Here is a 17,880-nt window from a genome sequence, read left to right as displayed (position 1 = left end):
CTGCGTCGCACCACCCCGCAGCTCTCTGAGCGCTTTTGCCGTTCTACTGCTCCCGTTCATTACGTTTGTTAATATGATATTTATTGTGAATATTGATCAAAAAATAAAAATCAAAAAAGCCTGCCTTCTCCTGCATAATGCAAGAGACGACAGGCTGTTCACCTTCGCGGTACCACTCTTGTTGACCTCAAGCCTGTTCGAATAGCAGCTTGAAAGTCCCCTTAGTATTGTGCATCGATCTCTACACTTCGTAATTAGCGTAACGGAAGTTGTCTCCGTTTCGTTCTAATATGCTTCGACCCGAGCACAATGGCCCATTCACGGAGGCAACCCGTAACGATATACTGTCGGCTGGCTTCAGCCTTCGGCCCGTTTCTTGCTAGCCGTGTTCCATCGTTCCGCTTCCAGGTGAGTTTCAGGTTTCCTTCGGCTACGTTGCACCATCCCGCAGCTCTCTAATGACCCGGAGTGACCTTACTGTTCCTGTTCATCGCGTTTTTCAGTTCAGGAGATAATTCCTGTTTAAATTTGTAACTAATATACATTCTCCACAAACCGCTGTCAACCATTCATTTCAAAAAAGAGAGAACTTTACGCTTCGGTCTGAACCGACCAGGCTTCCAGAGAAAGTCCCGGGTCCGCCTTCGCGTCAAAATTAGTCCCCTCGCCGCGAATCCATTTCAGATGTGCTGCCGCGCCGATCATGGCTGCATTATCCGTACAATATTCCATTGGCGGGATGACGAGTTCAAGTCCTTCCTTCGCACAGCGTTCCTGCAGAGCAGTCCGCAAACCGCGATTGGCAGCAACCCCACCGCACAGAAGTAATTGACGTGAGCCATATTCACGAACAGCACGTACCGCTTTTTCCACAAGCACTTCAACGACAGCTTCTTGAAAACCACGTGCCACCGCAGACGGTTCCAGTGTTTCACCACGCATCTTGGCCTGATTCAGTGCGTTGAGTACAGCCGATTTCAAGCCACTTAGACTGAAATCATAGGACCCTGCTTCAAGCCACACTCGTGGCAAAGGAACAACATCTTCAGCTTCAGATGCCATGCGGTCTACATGCGGCCCTCCCGGATATGGACAGCCGAGCGCACGAGCGACTTTGTCATATGCTTCACCGACAGCATCGTCCCGAGTGCGTCCAATCAGCTTGAACTTGCCCTCGGACTCCAGATGTACAAGCTCTGTATGTCCCCCGGATACGACTAGTGCCATCGCTGGATATTGCAACTCTCGCACAAGACGATTCGCATAAATATGACCCGCAATATGATGGGTGCCGATCAGCGGTTTACCCAGAGCCATCGCAAGCGTCTTCGCTGCTACGATACCCACTAGCAATGCGCCGACCAATCCAGGTCCCTGCGTAACCGCAATCGCGCTCAGATCACGCGGGCGAATGCCAGACTGCTCGATCGCTTGCTCCAGCATTAGCGTAATCACTTCAACGTGTTTGCGTGAAGCCACCTCGGGCACAACTCCGCCAAACGCTTTATGTGTCTCGATCTGACTAGAGATGAGATTGGACAGCACTTCACGTCCATCTTTGACCACAGCTACCGATGTTTCATCGCAGCTGGTCTCTACCGCCAGAATGTAGGATGGAGTTCCGCCTTGATTATCTATAAGATCATTCATGAATCCATTACGCTTCCTTCCTCTTCGCCGCTCCGGCCCGCAGGCGGAAGTACCGCCCACATGATCATTGCATCTTCTCCGTTATCGGAGTAATACCCTTTGCGCAGACCTGCCGATTCAAACCCTTTTTTCTGATACAAATTCTGAGCCACGACATTCGACACCCGAACTTCCAGTGTCATTCGCTCCATGCCGAGGTAGGCCGCTGTCTTCATTAACTCGTCCAGCAGTTTCTCGCCCAGTTTGCGGCCCTGGTAGGCTTTTCTCACCGCTATATTGGTAATATGCGCTTCGTCCATAATCGTCCACATTCCCGCATATCCAATAGCAGTCCCGTCCAGCTCCATGACCATATATTTAGCAAAATGATTATGCTTCAATTCATTGTGAAATGCCTCTTCCGTCCAAGGGAGGGTAAATGCTTCATGCTCAATCTCCATCACGTCAGGAATATCTGCCACGGTCATGAGTCTGAACTGAAACATGGTCTCCTGTCCTTCATTCGCTACGTTGTCCATCCGCTCTCCCTCTCCCTTCAGCCTTTGCGCAGCAGGTTGGCTTCGGCTTCGGACAGCTGGGTGTAGTTCGGCACCAGGGCATGTACGTCATCGCGCTGACCTGCAAGCAGCGCTTCGGCGCCGAGGCGCCCAATCCAGCGGCCTTCCAGCTCATACGGTACGAGCTGGAGCGCCGTTCCTGCGGGGCAGCGAAGCTCTGCCGCTGCCGCCGCATGTTGGCCCGTCTCGCCGACGATCCAGACGGCAGCGGGCCGCTCTTCCGGCGCCGCCTCCGCCAAGCGGGCGGCGAGCTCTTCCAGCCATCCGTTCACTTGACGGATGGCATCCGGCGCCAGCCGGCGGGGTGTATCGCCGCCGGCTGAGGCGAACAGCGCGGTATAGGCTTGACCGCGCCGCGCATCCACGAGCGGAACGATCCAGTGGACAGGGGCGGCACTCGTGCCGCCCTGGTCCGCGGATGGCGTTCCGCCAGCCCCGGCTGCGGCATCATCTGCCGCAGCTTGCGCCTTGGCGGCGAGGCCGCTGTGCCAGCCGCCCCAGGCGAGGGCCTGCAGGCTGGACACCCCGGCAACGGGGATGTCCCACGCCCAGGCCAGCGTCTTTGCCGCGGTCACCGCAATGCGGATGCCCGTGTACGAGCCCGGTCCAATGCCGACGGCAATCCCGTCCAGTTGGCCTGGCTTCGTGCCGCTGGCAGCGAGCAACTGCTCCATCACAGGCACGACGTGCACCGAGTGATTACGCTCTGCTCGCTCATTGCGCTCTTCCAGTAGCGACCGCTCCTCCATCACCGCTGCAGCCATCACCGCGGTAGATGTATCCAACACCAAAAACCGCTGACGCGGCTTTTTTTGCTCCTCGATCGTCCCATCATTCCTTAATGCTTCTTCTTTCCCTAAACCTTCGTTCGTCCCTTCATTTCCAAAACCTTGTATCATCCTATAACTCCATTCTGTCTGAACTGTCGACATAGCGCGGCATATCCCTCACCATACCCATCCAGCGTTATCGTTCGATCTTCCAGACCTGTCGTCTCAATCTGCACATGAAGATGCTCTTCGGGTAACAACTCAGGAATGATGCTGGACCATTCCACCAGACTGACTCCCGCACCATAAAAATATTCTTCAAGACCCAGCTCATCCGCTTCTTCCAACGATATGCGATACACATCCATGTGATATAGCGGCAATCGACCCTCGTATTCCTTGATCAGCGTGAAAGTTGGACTGCTTACAACATCTCTCACGCCCAAATGCCAGGCAAACTTCTGAGAAAAAGCGGTTTTACCCGCACCCAAATCGCCGTCCAGTGCAATAACCATGCCAGCCTGTGCCTGCGCCGCAAGTGCAGCCGCAAGCGTTTCTGTATCTGCAATGCTGTGGGAGTGATACACCCACTGCTCGTGCGTCTGATTCAATATACGCCCCACCTTTGACGGTCTTCCGTCTGAGTTCACTTTGAACCTTATTATATCGGTCCCTTTCCTTGCCCGCAACATCGAAGGAACATGCTGGAAAGGTTAGACTTTATAACCATCTCTTTGCGTAATCACAGAAAGGATCTGAACCTAAAAAACCGATACCTCCCGGTATCGGCCGCACTTTCATTGAATTCCAGAATGACAATAACCTCTAGTTTCCGCTGTACTTGTCACATTTTTATGACTGCTACTCTTCCAGACGATCCACTCGCACCGTTTGGGTGTTCCCTGGTCTGCTGCCCACCTGTACCGTTGCCATGCCGTTTGCCTCATCCACATTTTCAATCCAGACAGGCTCGCCTTCAAGCGTCACCGCGATTGTATCTTTGGAATTATAAATAGCTTTTGCCCGTTTAGCATCCATCATACTATTCGTAGTCTCCTTCCGGGTCATCATTGTGATCCTCTTGCACAATCGTATCTGTCGTACTATCCCCAATATAACCATTATCCTCTGTAACCTGACCGCCGCCCAAACCTTCATTCACCATACGATCGATATCCAGCATAAAGGATTCACGATCGAGCGGCAGTTTCTCTGAAGTTACCGCTTCCCAATTGACATCTGCTGCCGGCGTATAAAACTCTTCTGCACTCTCGGCATCCTCCAGAGGGTAGGGGGTAAACGTGTGCTTGTGCGCCTCTTCCTCATCTCGCCTGTTCTTCATCTGGCACCTCCCCATCATGTTTCTGTTATCATCCCCGACTCTTGCTGAACCATACAAAATGCTGAAGACCCCCATCTAGATATCCCTAACCACCATACAATCAAGGGTTTACGACTATCCCTTACAACAGCTGCCCATACTATTAACAAATAAGAAATTTGAAAGGAGTCGCCTTTATGCATACGGTCTGGAAAGGTGCGATCAGTTTTGGTCTCGTGCATGTCCCTGTCAAAATGTTCTCGGCTACGGAGGACAAAGATATCTCCATGCGTTACATTCATAACGTTTGCGGAAGTCCGCTCGCTTATGTACGCCAGTGCCCCTCCTGTGAGGTCGAAGTCAAATGGGAAGAGATCACCAAAGGCTATGAATATGAAAAGGGCAAATTTGTTCTTTTCGAAAAAGAAGAACTTGAGGCTTTAAACGAGTCCAGTAGCAAAACCATTACCATTCTGGATTTTGTGGATTTGACTGAGATTGACCCGATCTATTTTCAAAAAACCTATTATCTCTCTCCTGATCAGGCTGGTGGTAATGCCTATCAGCTTCTCATGAACGCCATGCGGGATACGGGAAAAATAGGCATTGCTAAAATCTCCATTCGCTCCAAAAGTAGTCTCGCCGCCATCCGCGTTCTGGAAGACTGCTTGTCGATGGAAACTATTTTTTACCCGGATGAGATCCGTCCCGTGTCTCAGGTTCCTAACCTTCCTGAAGTTCAAAATGTAAACGAAAAAGAACTCACGATGGCCAAACTGCTAATCGACCAACTTTCAACTCCGTTTGAACCTGGTAAATATACAGATGATTATCGGGCAAAGTTGCTTGACCTCATTCAACACAAGGTTGCTGGGGAGGAGATCAAGATCGCTCCAGCCAAACCGGAAGCTAATGTGATGGATCTTATGGCTGCACTTCAAGCAAGTATTGAAGCAGTAAAGCCCATTCCTTCAGACCCTGGAACAACCACGGCTAAACCTAAAAAACGCGCTCCGCGCAAAACAACCGCCCAGGCTGTTGCTGGAGGAGAAACCGATGCTACACCTGCAACTCCGAAACGCAAAAAATCCCCCGCTAAACCCAAAGCTTAAGCGTGCTGTTGGAGTAGGAGGGTTGAGGGCCCCGCTTATATCTAACGGACCGGACGTAATTGGGTCACCATGATCCCAAGACTGCCCTATCGGTTCGTTAGCAAGTGGTGGATCATTTATCTGTCACCACCCTCGACTCGCCACTATGACCATCCCCAATTAAACAAACATCTCAGACACTTTTGATGAAACAATATCGACTAAGTTATTGACTAAACAAAGTAAATATTTTATATTAACTTATGAAAAGTAACTTATTTATATTTATAAAGTGATGAGCTTCATTTTCAAAAAATAACATGTTTCAAGGCTCACTTTTACATCGATATGCACTTCGTTCCAATATTTAATATTCACACATTATAATTTGTGATTTGTTCACGATGAGAAGTCATTATAAGGAGGATATAACCATGAGTACGACTTATCAAATCCCAGCCACAACCCATCTAGGTGAAGTCAGTCTCAAAATTAGCAATCTAGATCGGTCCATCCAGTTTTATACGGACGTTGTTGGCCTTAAACTACTGACACGCCAAGATCATATTGCCACAATGACAGCGGACGGAAAGAACGTCCTTCTTCGCCTTGAAGAAGTGAGCAACAGCATCACTTTGCCCGAGCGCTCCCATGCCGGACTGTACCACTTTGCCATTCTGTTACCTGACCGCAAGTCGCTTGGACTTGCCGTTCGTAATCTTGTCGCATCCGGGATCGATATTGGTCAAGGAGATCACCTAGTGAGTGAAGCCTTTTATATCTCTGATCCCGATTTGAACGGGATTGAAATCTATGCCGACCGCCCTCGTGATACTTGGAAACGGGATGCTGACAATAATTACGTCATGGCAAGCGATCCAGTGGATGTGCAAAGCTTGTTTGATCTGTCGGCAAGTGAAACTTGGGATGGCTTGCCAGCTGGCACCGTTATCGGTCATGTTCACTTTCACGTTCGCAGTCTGGAGGAAGCCCGCAGCTTCTACTCCGGTATTCTCGGATTTGATGTTGTAGGCAACTTTGCCAATATGTCAGCACTGTTTGTGTCTGCCGGAGGCTACCATCACCATCTGGGACTGAATATTTGGGCCGGAGTTAACGCTCCAATCAATCCTGCCAATGCTACGGGAATCAACTATTTCACCATTGTGTATGCCCATAACCATGAAGTTGAGCAGGCCGTTGAACGTCTGCGCGAGTCTGGCGTTGAAGTACGTCCCGATGGTGATGCATGGTATGCAGCAGACCCGCAAAACATCGGAATCCGCCTGATTGCAGAGGCCTAAAGCTCAATTCATGTTACTTTGAACACAAACTGTTACCATCCATTCACTCTACCGATTTCATTCTGCATTCCTTCTCTTGATCAAACTTGTTACTGCAAAAAAAAGCCTGACCTCGTTCCTCCAAAGCTTCCTTAGGAGGTAAAGGGTCGGGCTTTTTTTATACTTCTGATAAAACCGTAAATATTGGTACATCCTAACTCAGACTTAAACATTGTCAGACGAAGGAGATTTATTGAATGATTGAAAAGGGACGTTTGACCGTCAGGCAGCTTGCTTCGCTGATGTTCCTTTGCACAATCGGTGAGCAGATCCTCTTTTTCCCCTCGATGATCACATCTTATGCCCAGCAGGATGCCTGGGTCTCTTCATTGCTTGGCGTAGGAGGCGGAATAGGTGTGCTTCTGATCATGCTCGCTGTATATCGCTTGGATCCGCGTCTGAATTTAATTGAACATGTACTCCGGGTGCTGGGGCCTTGGGTGGGTGCTGTGATCAGCGCATTCTATATTTTTTATTTTCTGATTGGTGCATCGACGTTTATCCGTGAAATGGGAGACTTTATGACGACGAACATTCTGAGAAATTCGCCATTATGGGTGTTGCACCTGACATTCATCTGCGCCCTGACTTGGGGATTGCGATCGGGACTCCCTAACATGGGAAGGACTGCAGAAATCCTGTTGCCTATCGTTGTCCTGTTCTTGATTATTCTCACCCTATGCCTACTCCCCAAGGCAGAGCTCGACAATATAAAACCCATTCTTGGTCGGGGATTCCTTGATCCGTTCAAAGGCTTTATCGCTGTACTTACATATCCGTACTGTGAATTATGTATTTTCATGATGTTATTGCCTTACACAGAGCAACGCCCTCATCTGAAAAGAGATTTTTTGCTCATGGGTATGATCGGCGGATTAATGTTAACGCTAACCATAAGTATGTGTCTGCTTATTATGGGACCATTCATGACACAGCATTACTGGTTTACTTCATTTAATCTGTCCCGTCTGATTAACATTGGTAACTTTTTAGAACGCATTGAGGCTATTATGGCTTCCGTCTGGGTTATCGCTGTATTTTTCAAAAGTGTGCTCTTCTTCTACAGCTTTGTGCTTGGGCTCGCTCATCTGTTTCGCTTGTCCAGCTATCGGAATCTCATCTTCCCAGCGGCATTTCTTATTTTAACATGTTCCATCCTGATCGCTCCGAATGAAACCTTCTATCTGAAAGTGATCATTCCCTATTGGATTGACTGGGATTTAACCTGTGGCATTTTTCTGCCGCTGCTGTTGATCCTGATTCATCATTTGAAACATAAGTTGCAAAAACATTAATGCCCTCCACGCATTTGATTTAATCCTCATACGTGGCTGGCTTAAGGAAGGAATGGAGTAACACATGATCAAACCTGTTAGTCCGTTTGAACCTGTATCCCGAGACACTTTACCCACAGGCTCCCAGTGGATTGCCCAGATCAAGTGGGATGGTGTACGCATGCTCGCCTATGAGAACGGGCAAGAGTTACGGCTGGTCAATCGCAGGTTACACGACCGGACGACCCAGTATCCAGAACTAGTGGGACCGCGCAATCTATGCGAGGGCAACTCATACATTTTGGACGGTGAGATCATCGCTCTCGATCCGGATACGGGACGTCCTTCCTTTTATCACGTACTTCGCCGAGATCGCATGAGCAAGCCGGATAACATTGCTCAAGCCAAACAGCAGATACCGATAACTTATATGGTTTTTGACATTCTATATTACGATGGAAATTGGGTCACAGATCTGACGCTATCTGCCCGTCAGCAGCTGCTTCACCAAGTGCTACATACCAGCACTCATGTTCAGGAAGTAACCAACTCAACGGATGCATCTACTTTGCTAAGCGTTATGAGGCAACATCAGATGGAAGGCATCGTCTGCAAGGATCTCACCAGCACCTACGGGATCGGTAGCAAGGACTCACGCTGGCAGAAGGTGAAGATCATGCATGATCTGTACGCCATGATCGGGGGCGTTACATATCGTGATGGAATCGTCAACGCCGTTGCGATTGGCGTATATGACGGACCAAATTTTATCTATATTGGTCACGTAGGAACAGGGAAGTTAAACATTAATCGCTGGCGGGAACTCACTTCACAGGTGCAACCACTTATCATAAAGGATAGGCCGTTCCATAACATTCCTGAGCGTAGCGCAGAGACAACTTGGGTACAACCCGAGATTGGACTTAAGGTGCAGTATATGGAACTGACGCATCATCGCACACTGAGACATCCTAGCATCCAAACCTTTGCAGAAGTAACACGGGAGGACTGCCTGGCGAGCCAGTTACAACATGAATTCCAGTAAAAGGAGGTGCAATGGTGCCACACAAAGTCAAAGGCTCCATCAAGATTGAGGGTGTAGAACTCACGGTTACGAATCCAGACAAGCTGTTATGGCCAGAGGCAGGGATTACCAAAGCCATCTATTTGCAAAAGTTGGCCGCACTGGCTCCTTATCTGCTAACCTACACTCACAACCGTTTACTGACAACCATTCGCTACCCTCATGGCGCTGGTGACACGTTCTTTTATCAGAAAAATGCACCGGAGCCTGTGCCTGATTTCGTTCAAACACAGGATCATGAAGGTATACGGTATATTGTCATGAACGGGCTACCTGAACTTCTCTGGTTAGGAAATCTGGCCGCACTAGAATTCCATCCTTCGCTTCATGCGATTAACAGTACGCTACCCTGTGAATGGATGATTGATCTCGACCCTTCGATGGAGCACGAGCCGCGGATCATGCAGGCCGCCTTGATTGTAGGTGAAACATTGTCCTCCCTCGGGTTGCAATCCGTTCCCAAAACCTCTGGCGCCACAGGTGTTCAAATTATTGTACCAATTACTCCGGGTGTAACATTTGATGAGTTACGGGATATTGGTCATTTTGTAGGTAAATATGTCACGCAAAAACATCCTGATTTGTTTACGCTGGAACGGCTCAAAAAAGATCGGGGTGATCGAATTTACTTTGATTATCTCCAGCATTATGGCGGCAAAACATTAGCTGCTCCCTATACCCCTCGCGCAAAGCCACGGGGAACAGTCTCCACTCCCCTGACTTGGGATGAAGTGCGCCGTGATGTCTCTATTCAGGATTATCACCTTATGAATATTATTGAACGCCTGACAACCGTTGGCGACCTGATTGCAGCAGTGCCACCGCAACCTATCGAACTGATTCTGAAACATCTCAAGAAAAAATAGCCGATATCCTGTGATTCAGGATATCGGCTATTGGTATAGTAGAGTCATATCGAGCAGAAAGCTTCGCTAATGGATGCCTTTTTTCTTGAAACGTCCGCCCTTCACATCGTGAATGTTACCGATAGCTACAAAGGCCTGCGGGTCCCAATCCTCAACAATGGACTTCAGCTTGGCTTCTTCCAAACGAGTGATGACAACAAAAATGATCTTTTTCTCATCCCCGCTGAATCCGCCTTCTCCGTCCAAATACGTTACACCACGTCCGAGACGATCTGTCAACGCGGAACCGATATCACGATACTTCTCACTGATGATCCAGACCGACTTGGACTGATCCAGCCCTTCATTCACGATATCAATCATCTTCATGGCAATGTAATAGGCAATCATCGAGTACAGAGCGTTCGGCCAGCCGAATACAAATCCAGCACCCGCGAAAATAAATACGTTAATAATCAATACGATCTGTCCCACAGACAGCGGTGATTTCTCACTAAACAGAATAGCAACGATCTCTGTACCGTCCAGTGAACCACCTGAACGAATGACGAGACCTACTCCCACACCCAGGATCAATCCGCCGAATACAGCACCCAGAAGTGGTTCACCGGGTGTCAGTGCCGGTACTTCATGCAATAGAGACGTGCCGATAGACATCACGACGATTCCCAGCAAAGTAGATAATGCAAAGGTCTTACCAATCTGCTTGTAACCAAGGATTAGAAAAGGCATATTGAGCAAAGTCAGAAATATCCCCAGCGGCAGATGTGTAAGCTCTGAAACCATAATCGAGATCCCCGTGATACCGCCGTCGATGACGCCGTTTGGCACGAGGAATACTTCAAGCGATACAGCCATGAGCACAGCACCGATCAGGATCATTACAATACGTTGCAGAAATTTCAGCGTAAACACCGAGCTTTTGACGCCGCGGTCGGCTTGCTTGGCCGTTAATTCTTTCACCGTTACATTGGACATGGTATCCCCCCCGTAAAATCAGAATGTGAATCCATTTTATATATCCATTAAATCACTCCACGGGGAAGCTGCATGTAGAAAACGAGCCAAACTGTATTCTTCATGTACTTTAACCCACCATCAAAACGGGCATCTAAAGGCGATATAAAATAGATTCAAGATGTACTGCTTGCCGGATCACACTTCCAAAAGAGAGCAAAAGGGAGCCTGTTTCCCCAGACTCCCCTCCTTCATCACGACATGATTTATGTAACTATTATATCATAAAAGATCAAATTGGAGCAAAAGACTTAGCAAAAAGAAGATAAATTCAAAAAAAGTGAATTTATCTTCAGAAATCTGCCCTAAATCGGCTAAAGAAGCGGAGAAAGCATGCGAGAAAGCATTTCAGCCCCTTTTTGCAGACGTGAGCGATGTTGGAAAGCGAAAGTATCTATTTGGCTACACTCCTCTAGGTCACGTTCAAAATCATGCATCAGACGATGAATCGCAGAGCTTTCAAACAATACAGCCGTCAATTCAAAATTATAAAAGAAACTGCGCATATCCATGTTGGCCGTCCCTACTGTCGCCAGTAATTCATCGACAATCATCACTTTGGCATGTACAAAACCTTTGCGGTATTGATAAAATTTCACACCGGCACGTAGCAACTCTTCAACATAAGAAAGAGATGCCAGATGCACTAACCGTGAATCAGATTGATACGGAATAATAATTCGCACATCCACTCCACTGACCGCGGCGGTCTTGAGAGCCTCGTAAAGAGCTGGATCAGGAATGAAATACGGTGTTGTAATATATATCCGTTCACAGGCTACTGAAATCGCGCCAAAACACATCTCCTGAATGGCGTCCCAATCTTGATCAGGTCCACTACCTAAAATCTGAATTCGTTCTCCGCCGCTGCAAATATGAGGTGGAAACAACTCTCCGAGCTGCGGCTCCATAATCCGTTTTCCCGAGGCCAGCTTCCAGTCGTTAAGAAACGTGCTTTGCAGGAAATAGACAGCATCTCCTTCAATCTGCACATGGGTATCTCTCCAAAATCCAACCTCCGGGTATTGACCCAGATAGTCATCTCCGACGTTAATACCGCCAACAAAACCAACCTTTCCGTCCACAACTACAATTTTACGGTGGTTTCGGTAATTAACTCTGCGATCAATCGTCGCAATGAGCGGTGGCAGGAAAAAATGAAACTCAACACCCGCATCCTGAAGCTTGCGGATAAAACTCCAGCTCAGTTTATGACTGCCAAGCCCGTCACAGATGAACCTGACTTTCACTCCCTCCTGCGCTTTACGGATCATGACCTGTTGAAAGCGAGTACCGATCACATCATCTCTGAAAATATAGAACTCGACATGTAGATGGTGCTTCGCCTTCTCCATCTCTCTAAGCATAGCGGCAAATGCCTCTTCCCCATTGGTAAGCACTTTACTCCGGTTACATCCCGTAATCGGGCTTTCGGACAAGTGGGATAACAGGTTGAATAAACGTTGCTGGTGGTTATACCTATCCCCTGGCATTTGGGCAATCTCTTCTATAATGTGCGCCTGTTTCCAGATCGTTTCCCGCATTTCTCTGAAGATGCGGGACCCGCCCTTTCGCAGCTTTTTGCGTTTACTGTAGTCCTGAGCCACGAAATAATACACAACAAATCCGATTAAGGGCACACAAAATAAGATGAACAGCCAAGCCACTGCTTTGGCTGGATTGCGGAACTCCAGCACAAGAATCGTAGCCGCTTGAAAAATAAAAACAAGTAAAATAATGACCAGCCAGAACATGTGGCCTCCCCCTTAGTACATACGCTATAATATTTTAATTGTCTGTTTTGTAATATTCCGTAATCTGGATCTCCATCCTTTTCTTCGCTCTCATTCTAAACAGCTTTGACGATATTGTTCCCAGCTAATCATAGATACCCAATGTAGACCTCATTCGTAACGAATACTTAGATAAAACTTTACATAACCTAACTTCAACACTGTTTTGCATAACTCCCTTTCCAGACTCTTCCTCTTTTCTTCCGGTAAAGGTGGTCTTCTTACGTAAAATTAGATATAATACTCGTTAAAACTTATTACATAAAAGGAGAAGAGTAGTGAATGGACAGTGAGAGGTATGCGTTAAATTTGGTTTTGGTTGCATTTTTGATAGGGTTATCGGCATTTTTTGTGGCAGTGGAGTTCGCTCTGGTACGGGTTCGTCCGAGTCGGATCGACCAAATGATTGCAGAAGGGAACAAACGGGCGCTCGCTGTGAAGCAGGCCGTCGCTAACCTAGACGGATATCTGTCTGCTTGTCAGCTTGGGATTACGATTACGTCTCTCGGACTGGGCTGGCTCGGTGAACCCACGGTAGAGAAAATCCTCCACCCGGTGTTCGAAAGCATGAGCATCCCGGATGCACTCGCTTCATTTTTGTCCTTTGTCATTGCCTTTGTAGCGATCACGTATTTACACGTTGTTGTGGGTGAGCTTGCACCCAAAACGATAGCGATCCGCAAAGCCGAGACTGTCGCACTGTTGACATCCGGTCCTATCATCTTGTTTAACCGAGTGATGTATCCTTTTATCTGGCTGTTAAACGGCTCTGCGAACCAACTGGTCAAATTGTTTGGCATCAAGCCTGCTTCGGAACATGAAGACGCACACTCTGAAGAAGAGCTCCAGATCATTATTAACGAGAGCTTTGAGAGTGGTAAAATCAATCAGGCGGAATTTGGGTATGTTAGCCGAATTTTTGCATTTGATGAGATGCTGGCCAAAGAGATCATGGTTCCCCGGACCGACATGGTCTGCCTTTATCTAAATAAAACGAACGAGGAAAATCTAGAGATCATTCGCGAAGAGCAATACACTCGCTTTCCAGTCGTTAATGAGAGCAAAGACGATATTATCGGTATCATAAATACGAAACAATTTTTCTTAGAACTGTATGGTAATGATGAACCCGTCGACCTGTCTTCCCTCATTCAGCCCGTTTCGGCTGTTCATGAGACAACTCCAGTCAAGGATCTGCTTAAAAAAATGCAGAAGGATGGCGTGCATATTGCTGTTCTCGTCGACGAGTATGGAGGCACGTCGGGGATTGTAACGATTGAAGACGTATTGGAGCAGATTGTTGGTGAGATTCGCGATGAGTTCGACGCAGACGAAGAAGAAGAAATTCAGATTGTGAATGAGCATTATATCATCATGGATGGTAAGGTTTCGCTGTCCAAGGTCAACGATATGTTCATGTCTTCGCTTGATGCGGACGAGTGGGATACGATTGGTGGATGGCTATACAGCCACCGTCCGGAGATGAACGAACAGGAAGAATATGAATACGAAAACCTAACCTTTGTCCTGCTGGAAAAAGATAAAAATCGCTTTTACAAGGTGGCTATCGTCCCGAAAGAACCACTGAACATGTCAGACTACACCGATGAAGACGAGAAAGAAACAAACGTTTGATTTAAAAGGTCTGTCCACGTCATTTCCGACGTGGACAGACCTTTTCTTTATGCTGAGGGATGAAATATCTTACCTACATCTTATTTGGCATCTGCTCGATCTTCAACAATCCGGTTCTGGATTTTCTTAAATATAATCTTAAGGATCATGTAGAGCGGAATAATAATAATCATACCTAGAATGTTGCCAAGGTCGGCTCCAACGAGCAGCAGGATCACCGTAGTCAACGGATGAATATCTAGCTGTTTGCCATACACATAAGGAGAGATAAGATTATCCTGTATTTGCTGTGCAACGACGATAATGATCAGAGACCAGAGAGCCATGGAAGGCGAGTCGATAAAAGCAACAATCACAACAGGAATCGCCGCCAGTAGCGCCCCTACATAAGGGATAAAGTTCAGAATAATGGACACAACCGTTAACAATAGCGCATAAGGCAACCCGATAAGAAGAAAACCGATAAACATGAGAATGCCCAGCGCCACATTAACGATAACCCGGCCTACAATATAATTACTCAGAGCCTCATCAATTTCATGCACCGTCTCTTCCCCATCTTTTCGGTAATGTCTCGGCAATAACAGCGTCAAGTTGGTTCCAAATTTGTTGCCTTCCTTGAGCATGTAATAGAGCATAATCGGAAATGTTGCCAAAATAATGACCAAGTTGGACACGACGGAAAACAGACCAGAGACATAATCCGTAACCTGCGTAATCCCCTGACTTAAATAATCGGACAATCTAGTAAACAAGTCCGAATTCTCAGGCAGGTAACGGGCAAGAAAACGATTGTTTTCCAGTGCTTTAATCTGCTCTACAAGAGATGAGACAAGCTTAGGTGTATTTTCGATAAAATTCCATAACTGCTCCCGCAGGGAAGGCCACACGAGAACGCTGAATCCTGCGATGAGGAGTCCAACAGCCACATAAATAATCAGGACAGACAGTGCCCTTTTGATTTTGTGCCGCTCCATGAAGTCCACGAGCGGACGCAACAGATAGTAGAAAAATCCTGCAATCAAGAGCGGGATAATAATGATATGAATCAGCGAAGTGAGAGGGCGGAAAATAAAGTTGACCTTATCCCCCAAATACACGATCAGCAACAGTAAAATAATTGCTGTGCATATGCGGTAAAATTTGTTGTTAATCAAGAAAAATGATCCCTCCATGCGCTGCCATGCCAAAGTGACTGCGACGATAATATGATTCTAACATTACAATACCAGTATGTACCCTGAATAGACAGCTATGCCACATGAAAACAAAAAAGAGGCAGGAGTTAACCTGCCACATCTCTTTTGTTGAACACAACCCAGGAAATCACCATAAAGATGACATAATATGCAGCGAGAACTGCCAGGGAGAACCCGAGAGTCATGCCCTCACTTGCTCCATTCATCAAGCCCATATCCGATGAAGAGTTCATATATTTGCTCAAGTTCATATTATTGAACAGAACATATTTAGCCCATTCATAACGATCCGGATTAAAGATCAGTGAGAATATATTTTGTGTAAACATAATAAACAAGGACAAACCAATCGCAAGTGCACCTGAACGAAATACCGAGGAGACCATAAAGGCAATCGCAAGTGTAATAAACAGATCGATATACAGATATCCCCATCTCGTAAACACATCAGCTGCGATTATACTGCTGTCTACCGAAACCTCATGAGAGAAGAGAATATACGAGCTAAGCATGGCCATACCAATCACCAGTAGTGTGCTTAATATACTAAAGCCTACTACAGTGAGATATTTGGAAGCCAAAATTTTACTGCGTGACCATGGTCGGATCAGTAACAGTTTAATGGTTCCCCATGTAAATTCACCCGCCACCGTTTCTGCTGCAATGACTACACAGAAGATGGTATTCAGAAAAAATGCAATCTGAACTGTTGTAGCCGCAGGTTGCCAAAACAAGGTATCACTTGACCCCATGCCTTCTCTCATTAAGACAGGCATGAGCAATGAGATCAGAACAAGAATAGCTAACATAATCCAGGTACGTACACGACGGAACACCTTCATATTTTCATTCAGTAGCAGATTGCCGAAACTACCCAATGCCGCCACCTCCAGTCACTTGCAAAAATTGATCTTCCAGCGTACGAGTCACACTACGAATGGCATAAACCTGCACGCCTTCACGTACCAGTTTGGCATTGACCGCTGGAATCTGCTCTCGAGAGAGAGACAACACGATAACCTTACCCTGAATAACTGCCTCACCCTCCATGAGTTCAACAGCACGTTCAGCGTCATCGACTTCAAACGCAACTTCAATTAAAGCATCTGAACCTTGCTCATCCCGCAGATTTCGAACATCAATCAGTTTACCGTTCTGAATAATAGCTACGGTGTCACACATCAATTCCATCTCGGACAACAGATGGCTTGATACAAACACGGTAATCCCCTCTTCATGGGTGAGGAGCCGCAGATAATCTCTCAACTCCCTTATGCCCTGTGGGTCGAGACCGTTCGTTGGCTCATCCAGAACTAACAGCTTAGGTCTATGTAATATAGCCTGTGCGACACCAAGGCGCTGACGCATACCCAAAGAATAGGTTTTTACCTTGTCATGAATCCGCGCTGTTAGGCCCACACGCTCAATGGTCTCTGCAATACGTTCCTTGGTAACGCCAGGTGACATACGGGCAAAATGCACCAGATTCTGATATCCGGTCAGAAACTTGTACATTTCCGGATTTTCCACAATCGCCCCCACCTGGGCTATCGCCTCTTCAAACCCATTCTTTACACTGTGTCCAGAGATGAAAATATCTCCTTTACTAATGGACATCAGACCTACCATCATTCGAATCGTTGTTGTTTTCCCCGCGCCATTTGGTCCTAAAAAACCAAAAACCTGCCCCGGAGAAATATCCAGGGTCAGGTCACTGACCAATGATCGGGAGGAAATGATTTTACTGACGCCTTGAAGTCGGACGACCGGCTCCTGCTGCATTCAATCCTCTCCTTCATGGACGGACTTATTTCATGCCCGTTTCTCATATGAGCATAGTGTATCATAATCTTTAGTATATTGTCCTGCAAACTGGGACTTACCTTCTCGTTTTGACTCAACTACACACGCCTCACAGCATCCAAGTGGCATTTCACTCCGGTAAAATCCAGTACGAAACACGTGATTGCCTCCATTGCCCTCTGGCTTCTGGGCGGCGTCTCTAGCGACCGACACAATCATCCCACAACTGACACAGTAAAAGCGGCCCGTTTCATTCAATGGAATACCTTCCCCTCACAGGGAGTCTCTAGTCCCTGTTATTTGTCGTTAGACGCTGAAAATTGATACATTTTGTATCCTAATTCGTAATTTACTTGACACCGGGACTATTGTCAAGCTTTTTAAGCATGGATTTAGGTTGAAAATTCAAAGAAACGCTATAAATGCGACAAAAGTCTCGCATTTATAGCGCTTGATCAAGGACTAATGATACAAAAC

Annotated in this window: 17 protein-coding genes and 2 other annotated features (1 of these 19 cut by a window edge); of the genes, 6 read left to right on the top strand and 11 right to left on the bottom strand. The window is 47.0% G+C overall.

What is annotated here, in order from left to right:
* Positions 1-69 (bottom strand) — a binding site (T-box leader) (it extends 278 nt beyond the left edge of the window).
* A 70-nt stretch (positions 70-139) separates the two neighbouring features.
* Positions 140-500 (bottom strand) — a binding site (T-box leader).
* A 91-nt stretch (positions 501-591) separates the two neighbouring features.
* The 6 genes from tsaD to MKY23_RS06420 form a co-directional block, all read right to left on the bottom strand.
* Entirely contained in the window at positions 592-1,650 is a 1,059-nt protein-coding gene (tsaD, locus tag MKY23_RS06445) for a tRNA (adenosine(37)-N6)-threonylcarbamoyltransferase complex transferase subunit TsaD (RefSeq protein WP_090918222.1), read from the bottom strand.
* Complete coding sequence (rimI, locus tag MKY23_RS06440) at positions 1,647-2,168, bottom strand: ribosomal protein S18-alanine N-acetyltransferase (RefSeq protein ID WP_090918224.1); 522 nt, start codon at positions 2,166-2,168, stop codon at positions 1,647-1,649. Before rimI ends, tsaD begins: the two co-directional genes overlap by 4 nt.
* A gap of 17 nt (positions 2,169-2,185) precedes the next feature.
* Positions 2,186-3,106, bottom strand: coding sequence for a tRNA (adenosine(37)-N6)-threonylcarbamoyltransferase complex dimerization subunit type 1 TsaB (gene tsaB / locus MKY23_RS06435; protein WP_244159257.1), 921 nt, complete (start codon positions 3,104-3,106; stop codon positions 2,186-2,188).
* Positions 3,103-3,588, bottom strand: a complete 486-nt coding sequence (tsaE, locus tag MKY23_RS06430) for a tRNA (adenosine(37)-N6)-threonylcarbamoyltransferase complex ATPase subunit type 1 TsaE (RefSeq protein WP_154982736.1) — start codon at positions 3,586-3,588, stop codon at positions 3,103-3,105. The genes tsaB and tsaE overlap by 4 nt, the downstream gene beginning before the upstream one ends.
* A 250-nt stretch (positions 3,589-3,838) precedes the next feature.
* On the bottom strand, positions 3,839-4,015 hold the full coding sequence (locus MKY23_RS06425; protein ID WP_090918464.1) for an H-type small acid-soluble spore protein: 177 nt from the start codon (positions 4,013-4,015) through the stop codon (positions 3,839-3,841).
* A 4-nt stretch (positions 4,016-4,019) separates the two neighbouring features.
* On the bottom strand, positions 4,020-4,319 hold the full coding sequence (locus tag MKY23_RS06420) for a hypothetical protein (protein ID WP_090918228.1): 300 nt from the start codon (positions 4,317-4,319) through the stop codon (positions 4,020-4,022).
* Between the two features lie 176 nt (positions 4,320-4,495).
* On the opposite strand from MKY23_RS06420, the gene MKY23_RS06415 reads away from it, so the two are divergent.
* From MKY23_RS06415 to ligD, 5 genes are all read left to right on the top strand, one after another.
* Positions 4,496-5,410 carry a Ku protein gene (locus MKY23_RS06415; protein ID WP_154982735.1) on the top strand — a complete coding sequence of 305 codons (915 nt, stop codon included), beginning with the start codon at positions 4,496-4,498 and terminating at the stop codon, positions 5,408-5,410.
* A gap of 413 nt (positions 5,411-5,823) precedes the next feature.
* On the top strand, positions 5,824-6,693 hold the full coding sequence (locus MKY23_RS06410) for a VOC family protein (protein ID WP_090918232.1): 870 nt from the start codon (positions 5,824-5,826) through the stop codon (positions 6,691-6,693).
* A 236-nt stretch (positions 6,694-6,929) separates the two neighbouring features.
* Entirely contained in the window at positions 6,930-8,027 is a 1,098-nt protein-coding gene (locus MKY23_RS06405; protein WP_339836416.1) for an endospore germination permease, read from the top strand.
* 64 nt (positions 8,028-8,091) lie between these two features.
* Complete coding sequence (locus MKY23_RS06400; RefSeq protein ID WP_339836413.1) at positions 8,092-9,051, top strand: DNA ligase; 960 nt, start codon at positions 8,092-8,094, stop codon at positions 9,049-9,051.
* A gap of 14 nt (positions 9,052-9,065) precedes the next feature.
* Entirely contained in the window at positions 9,066-9,956 is an 891-nt protein-coding gene (gene ligD, locus MKY23_RS06395) for a non-homologous end-joining DNA ligase (RefSeq protein ID WP_336122732.1), read from the top strand.
* Positions 9,957-10,022: 66 nt separating this feature from the next.
* Here ligD and MKY23_RS06390 read toward each other — a convergent pair whose 3' ends face one another.
* Together MKY23_RS06390 and cls are read right to left on the bottom strand one after the other, a co-directional pair.
* Positions 10,023-10,934 (bottom strand): YitT family protein, encoded by a 912-nt coding sequence (locus MKY23_RS06390; protein ID WP_154890835.1) that lies wholly within the window; start codon positions 10,932-10,934, stop codon positions 10,023-10,025.
* A gap of 353 nt (positions 10,935-11,287) precedes the next feature.
* A complete protein-coding gene (gene cls / locus MKY23_RS06385; RefSeq protein WP_221787839.1) occupies positions 11,288-12,727 on the bottom strand; it encodes a cardiolipin synthase in 1,440 nt (479 codons plus the stop codon).
* A gap of 321 nt (positions 12,728-13,048) precedes the next feature.
* Between cls and MKY23_RS06380 the strand changes: the two genes are divergently transcribed.
* Complete coding sequence (locus tag MKY23_RS06380) at positions 13,049-14,401, top strand: hemolysin family protein (protein ID WP_090918245.1); 1,353 nt, start codon at positions 13,049-13,051, stop codon at positions 14,399-14,401.
* Positions 14,402-14,481: 80 nt separating this feature from the next.
* On the opposite strand, the gene MKY23_RS06375 is transcribed toward MKY23_RS06380, so the two are convergent.
* From MKY23_RS06375 to MKY23_RS06365, 3 genes are all read right to left on the bottom strand, one after another.
* On the bottom strand, positions 14,482-15,558 hold the full coding sequence (locus MKY23_RS06375; RefSeq protein WP_339836409.1) for an AI-2E family transporter: 1,077 nt from the start codon (positions 15,556-15,558) through the stop codon (positions 14,482-14,484).
* Between the two features lie 128 nt (positions 15,559-15,686).
* On the bottom strand, positions 15,687-16,478 hold the full coding sequence (locus MKY23_RS06370; RefSeq protein WP_339836406.1) for an ABC transporter permease: 792 nt from the start codon (positions 16,476-16,478) through the stop codon (positions 15,687-15,689).
* Positions 16,471-17,382, bottom strand: coding sequence for an ABC transporter ATP-binding protein (locus MKY23_RS06365; RefSeq protein ID WP_339836403.1), 912 nt, complete (start codon positions 17,380-17,382; stop codon positions 16,471-16,473). The genes MKY23_RS06370 and MKY23_RS06365 overlap by 8 nt, the downstream gene beginning before the upstream one ends.
* Positions 17,383-17,880: the final 498 nt, after the last annotated feature.

It is taken from the genome of Paenibacillus sp. FSL R7-0272 (assembly GCF_037969905.1).
GTDB classification, from domain to species: Bacteria; Bacillota; Bacilli; order Paenibacillales; family Paenibacillaceae; genus Paenibacillus; species Paenibacillus polysaccharolyticus.
The sequence above is the reverse complement of the archived record's forward strand: the minus strand, read 5'-3'. Positions and strand labels throughout refer to the sequence as shown.